The 5,173-nt window shown below is 63.2% G+C and carries 6 protein-coding genes; 2 read left to right on the top strand and 4 right to left on the bottom strand.

Annotation, left to right across the window (positions count from 1 at the left end):
- Positions 1 to 425, bottom strand: a 425-nt coding sequence (locus tag ENZ75_RS15245) for a helix-turn-helix transcriptional regulator (RefSeq protein ID WP_164887833.1), incomplete at its 3' end; no start/stop codon positions are given.
- 103 nt (positions 426 to 528) lie between these two features.
- Here ENZ75_RS15245 and ENZ75_RS15240 point away from each other — a divergent pair.
- Both ENZ75_RS15240 and ENZ75_RS15235 read left to right on the top strand, forming a co-directional pair.
- Positions 529 to 1,371 (top strand): SDR family oxidoreductase, encoded by an 843-nt coding sequence (locus ENZ75_RS15240; RefSeq protein WP_063168506.1) that lies wholly within the window; start codon positions 529 to 531, stop codon positions 1,369 to 1,371.
- On the top strand, positions 1,371 to 2,093 hold the full coding sequence (locus ENZ75_RS15235; RefSeq protein ID WP_013530903.1) for an SDR family oxidoreductase: 723 nt from the start codon (positions 1,371 to 1,373) through the stop codon (positions 2,091 to 2,093). Before ENZ75_RS15240 ends, ENZ75_RS15235 begins: the two co-directional genes overlap by 1 nt.
- 30 nt (positions 2,094 to 2,123) lie before the next feature.
- On the opposite strand, the gene ENZ75_RS15230 is transcribed toward ENZ75_RS15235, so the two are convergent.
- From ENZ75_RS15230 to ENZ75_RS15220, 3 genes are read right to left on the bottom strand one after another with little or no spacing between them, the layout of a single operon-like run.
- The gene (locus ENZ75_RS15230) at positions 2,124 to 2,381 is read right to left on the bottom strand and encodes a hypothetical protein (protein ID WP_063168507.1); all 258 of its coding nucleotides are present in this window, start codon (positions 2,379 to 2,381) and stop codon (positions 2,124 to 2,126) included.
- A 60-nt stretch (positions 2,382 to 2,441) separates the two neighbouring features.
- A complete protein-coding gene (otsB, locus tag ENZ75_RS15225) occupies positions 2,442 to 3,167 on the bottom strand; it encodes a trehalose-phosphatase (RefSeq protein ID WP_032898633.1) in 726 nt (241 codons plus the stop codon).
- 53 nt (positions 3,168 to 3,220) lie between these two features.
- Positions 3,221 to 5,002, bottom strand: a complete 1,782-nt coding sequence (locus ENZ75_RS15220; RefSeq protein ID WP_013530900.1) for a trehalose-6-phosphate synthase — start codon at positions 5,000 to 5,002, stop codon at positions 3,221 to 3,223.
- Positions 5,003 to 5,173: the final 171 nt, after the last annotated feature.

Genomic DNA, 5,173 nt, shown 5'->3' with positions numbered 1-5,173 from the left:
TCCCAGCGCCGCCCGACGACATAGGCCGGCTGCAGCACCAGGCTCTGCAGCATGTGCAGCAACGGGCCATCGACCTTTTCCGGCGCTACGGCACGGCGCTCCGGCTGCTGGCGGTCGGCAAGGATGAACAGATGCTGTTTTTCGGCGGCGTCGAGGCGCAGTGCTTCGGCGAGCGCCGTCAGCACCTCGACCGAGGGCCTGACCTCCCGCCCCTGCTCCAGCCATGTGTACCAAGTCGTGCCGACACCGGCGATCATCGCCACCTCCTCGCGGCGCAAGCCCGGCGTACGTCGCCTGAGACCGATGGCGATGCCTGCGGCCGAGGGCGTCAGCCTTTCGCGGCGCGAGCGCAGGAAGGCGCCGAGTTCGCGCCGGCGGCTGTCTTCAGCCGAACGTGTGGGGGCCGCGTGAGGTTGGGACTCCATGCGCGTATTATAGCAGTATTGATACCAGGATAAAGTTTGAACTGTTTGGCCAGCGCCAACTGCCCCATCTTCCGTTCAGAGCAACAGAACGGAGGCTCTGAACATGGAACTCAAAGACAAGACGATCCTCATCACCGGCTCGACAGACGGCGTCGGCCGCGTTGTCGCGCAACGGCTCGGCGCCGCGGGCGCCCGTGTGCTGGTGCACGGCCGCGATGCAACGCGCGGCAAGGCTGTTGTCACCGAGATCGAAGCCGCCGGCGGCAAGGCCGAGCTTCTGGTCGCCGACCTCTCTTCGCTGGCCGAGGTGCGCCACCTCGCCGAGGCGGTGCGCGCCCGGACGAACCGGCTGGACATCCTCATCAACAATGCCGGCATCGGCACAGCGGGCCAAGGTGCCAAAAGGCAGGTGAGTGCCGACGGCTATGAACTGCGCTTCGCGGTCAACTATCTCGCCGGTTTCCTGCTGACATCGGAGCTCCTGCCATTGCTGAAGGCCAGTGCGCCGGCGCGCATCGTCAATGTCGCCTCTGCGGGGCAGCAGGCGATCGACTTCAGCGATGTCATGCTGACCCGCTCCTATGACGGGGTGCGCACTTATTGCCAGAGCAAGCTGGCGCAGATTCTGTTCACCGTCGATTTGGCCGAACAGTTGAAAGGCACCGGCGTCACCGTCAACGCATTGCATCCGGCGAGCTACATGAACACAACCATGGTCCGGCAGGCCGGGGTGACGCCGTGGAGTTCGGTCGAGACCGGTGCCGACGCCATCCTCAATCTCGCCACCTCACCCACGCTCAACGGGAAAAGCGGCCTCTATTTCGACGGCCTGCGGGAATCCCGCGCCGATGCTCAGGCCTACGACGCCAAGGCAAGGCAACAGCTGAGAAGCTTGAGCCTCGACCTCATCGGCCCGGCCTCCCCCACATCGAAGGAACAGCATTGATGACCAAGGCAATCCAACACACCGTCATCATCGGTGGCTCGTCCGGCATCGGGCTGGCGACGGCGCGCAAACTGCTTGGCCCGGACATGAAGGTAACCATCACCGGCCGCAACGAGGACAAGCTGAAGAGCGCTTGGAAGAGCCTTGGCGGTGCTGCCGAGAAGGCCGCTTTCGACGCGTCGAAGCCGGATGAGGTCCGTCAATTCTTCGAGCGCCTCGGCCCCTTTGATCACTTGGTGCTGGCGGCCAGCGGCGGCAAGGGCCTCGGCCCGTTCCCGGCGCTTGACCTGAGTGACATCGGCAGTGGCGTGGAGGAAAAGGTCCGCCCGCAGCTGTCCTGCCTGCAGGCCGCCTTGCCGACACTCAACAAGGCCGGATCGGTCACCTTCATCTCGGCGGTGTCGGCGCAGCTCGCAACGCCCGGCGTCGCCGGTATCGCCGCCATCAACGGCATGCTGTTGACCGTGGTGCCGATCCTGGCGATGGAGTTGAAACCGCTGCGCGTCAATGTCGTGGCGCCAGGCGTCATCGACACGCCCTGGTGGGACTTTCTGGCCGAGGAGCAGAGGCAGGCGCTGTTTGCCGACTATGCCGGCAGGACCCCGGTCGGCCGCATCGGTCGCGCCGAAGACGTCGCCGCGGCAATAGCCTTCCTCGTCTCCAACGGCTTCATGACCGGTCAGGTGCTGACCTGCGACGGCGGACTGCGATTTGCGGCCTAGCGTTCCTCGGGCGCCGACAGGCTTTCACCCTCAATTGGCTCTCTTTGGATCACCCCGCACGCTCTTTTCGCCGGGGCTGTCACCGCCCGGTCTCACCGCATCTGAAGCGGTCTTTTCCGGAACATAGGAATAATCAGGCGTATCAGCCCCATACATCTTGTTATCGATCGCCTCTTGCCAGCTGAAATCCGCGTCGGACGGTGAAACGTCGGCAATGTCATGGCGGGAGGAGCGAGAGTGCAGCCAGTTCGGGGTGATCTCTCGGACCAATTGTGCGAAGCGTCCCATCGAAACCGTTCCTTTCCTTGCCCTTTCCAGGAGGCGCGATCGCGGTTGCGTCGGCTGGATCTAAAGTTGACCTCTCAGCCAGGCCAGCGTCTCGACAACGTCGGCAAGCCCGTACCGCGCTGCGGTGTGCGCTGGTGGTTTGACGCGTATCGATATGCCGCCGGCATCATTGACGGCCTCAAAACCGTTTTCATCCGACGTGTCGTCGCCCAGGAAGACCGGGCGACGGCCCGTGAATGGCGCAATTTCCATGAAACGCCGGATCGCGGCGCCCTTGGCGGCCTCGAGCGGCAGCAGTTCAACACCGGCATTGCCGGGAACCACCCGGTAGCCCTTTGGCAGCGTGGCCAGCGCCTGCTCGACAAGCTGCGTCGCGCGCGGAAGCAGATGCGGGGCGGCGCGCGTGTGGATGGCCAGCACCCGTCCTTTGCGCTCGATATAGGCGCCACGACCGAGCTCGGCCTCGATCTCGTCGGCAAGCGCAGAAATATCCGCCGGCTCATCCGCGACTTCGACGTCGTCGTTCGGTAGGAGCCGATGTTCCAGGCCATAGAGCCCGGCGGCGCGCAGCTTCAAAGGCTGAAACAGATGATCGACAGCCGCGACGGAACGGCCTGTTATGAAGGCCAATGCCCCGTTCAGCTTGCGATCCAGGCCTTGCAGCAAGGAGCGGAGCTCGTCGCTGACCGAGACGGCGTCCGGGTGTTCGGCATGTTCCAGCAGGGTGCCGTCGATGTCGAGGAACAACGCCCATTCGCCGGTCAGCACAGTGTGCGGTTTCTCCATGACGGCCTGCGGCTTGTGCAGGGTCTCGCCAACAATATTTTGCAGCGCATCGCTCATGACATCGCCACCCGTCTGCGCTCAAAAATGGAGACGACATTGTCGACGCTGGGCGGCGGGTCGCTGACGGCACCGGTCACCCGATCGAGGTCCCCGCGCTTGCGCAAACGTGCCGCATCCAGAAGCATGCTGCCGGCCCAGCGATAGACATTGTTGTTGCGGATTGTCTCGCGCATGGGGCGCATGCGCTCGCGCTGTTCTTCGGGCGACATGGTCAGTGCCTGCAACAGCGCTCCGCTCATCATGGCGGCATCGTAAGGGTTGACGATAAGCGCCTCCAGCAATTCACGCGAGGCGCCGGCGAATGTGCTGAGCATCAAAACGCCCTGCTCGTCGTCGCGCGCGGCGACGAATTCCTTTGCGACGAGGTTCATGCCGTCATGCAGGCTGGTGACCATGCATATGTCGGCGGCCCGATAGATCTCGTAGACCTGTTCTTGCGAGTGATGTTCGGCCACCATGATCACCGGCCTGTAGCCCTCGCTGCCATAACGCCGGTTGAGCTCTTCGGCATAACGGTGGCACTCGTCATGGAGCAGCTTGTAGGCAGGCAGCGTGCCGCGGCTGGGTGCCGCGATCTGCAGGAAGACCAGTTTTCCGATCCACTCAGGCTGTCGCTTGAACAATTCGTTCAAAGCGTGAAACCGATCGAGAATGCCCTTGGTATAATCGAGGCGCTCGACCCCGACGGCCAGCTTCACATCCGCTTTAAGGCCGAACCTCTCGCGCATGCGAGCGCGGCAATCGTCGACAGCGGGAAGTTTCGCCAGCAGGTCCGCCGGCCATTCTATCGAGATCGGATAGGCGTGCACCAATGTGGTCCGTCCGCCGTAGGAGATGGCCGCATCGGCCCGCTCGATGCGGCTTTCCAGGAAGCGATCGACGCTTTCGGTGAAATTGTTGGCATGGAACTGAGTGTGGAAGCCGATGATCGAGCTGCCGAGCAGGCCTTCGAGGATGCGTTCACGCCATGGGCAGATGCTGTACACTTCCGAATTTGGCCACGGGATGTGCCAGAAAGTGATGACGATCGCCTCCGGCAAGCGCTCGCGGATCATGCGCGGCAGCAGCGCGAAATGGTAATCCTGGACCAGCACGATCGGCCGCTCGTTGCGCGCCTCGGCAACCACCGTATCGGCAAACTTCCGGTTGACGGCTTCATAGGCAGCCCAGTCGGAGGCACGAAAAATCGGCCGGGTGAAGGCGATATGGCAAAGCGGCCAAAGGCCCTCATTGGCGAAACCGAGATAATAGCCCTGATGCTCTTCCTCCGTCAGCCAGACCCGGCGCAGCGTGTAGGACGGGTTGCCAGGCGGCACCTGCACGCGATCGTGGTCGTCGACGGTAAGGCGGTCCGCCGTTCCCCCGCCATAGGCGATCCAGGTGCCCGCACAGGCGCGGGTAATGGGCTCGAGCGCCGACACCAGCCCGCTGGCCGGGACGAGCAACTCGACGCCGTCGTCCTTCACATTGTGGATGTACGGCTCGCGATTGGACACCACGATAACCTGCGCATCGGGCAGATCGTCGGCCAGGATCTTGCGCAATGTTTCTGGCGACCAGGTCACCAGCGCGGCATCGGCCGATTGGCCGTTCTTTTCGAACTCCCGTATCACCTTGCGCGCGGCCTCCGCCGCCACATCTTCGCCTGCCGTATGTGGGACGGCAGGAGGATGACGGCGACGGTGCCGCGATATGGAGAGGAATACGGCAAGAGCGGAAAAACCGAGGCTCGCGAAAATCAGAACCCAGAGCAGGTCCGCACCGTAGTTTGTCATTGAACGTCAACTCACCCCGGCCGTCGGCGACCGTTTGTTCGTGTTTCCCGTTTGAAACGGTCCGCCGGCCACGTGGTCGGCGTTCGGACCAGTGTTTTTGCAACGCACAAGGCCTGGATCGGTTCCGCCAATTTTGTTCGGATCATGTTCTTACTATGAGCGGCACCAGCC

It is taken from the genome of Mesorhizobium sp. M7A.F.Ca.CA.002.04.1.1, from assembly GCF_004022805.1.
In the GTDB taxonomy this organism is placed as follows: Bacteria; Pseudomonadota; Alphaproteobacteria; order Rhizobiales; family Rhizobiaceae; genus Mesorhizobium; species Mesorhizobium ciceri.
This window is presented reverse-complemented; position numbering and strand designations above follow the sequence as displayed.

Coding starts and splice junctions, on each gene's coding strand:
- otsB (WP_032898633.1), bottom strand. CDS start 3,167: ATGGAGAAACCGCACACTGTGCTGACCGGCGAATGGGCGTTGTTCCTC.
- ENZ75_RS15230 (WP_063168507.1), bottom strand. CDS start 2,381: ATGGGACGCTTCGCACAATTGGTCCGAGAGATCACCCCGAACTGGCTG.
- ENZ75_RS15240 (WP_063168506.1), top strand. CDS start 529: ATGGAACTCAAAGACAAGACGATCCTCATCACCGGCTCGACAGACGGC.
- ENZ75_RS15235 (WP_013530903.1), top strand. CDS start 1,371: ATGACCAAGGCAATCCAACACACCGTCATCATCGGTGGCTCGTCCGGC.
- ENZ75_RS15220 (WP_013530900.1), bottom strand. CDS start 5,002: ATGACAAACTACGGTGCGGACCTGCTCTGGGTTCTGATTTTCGCGAGC.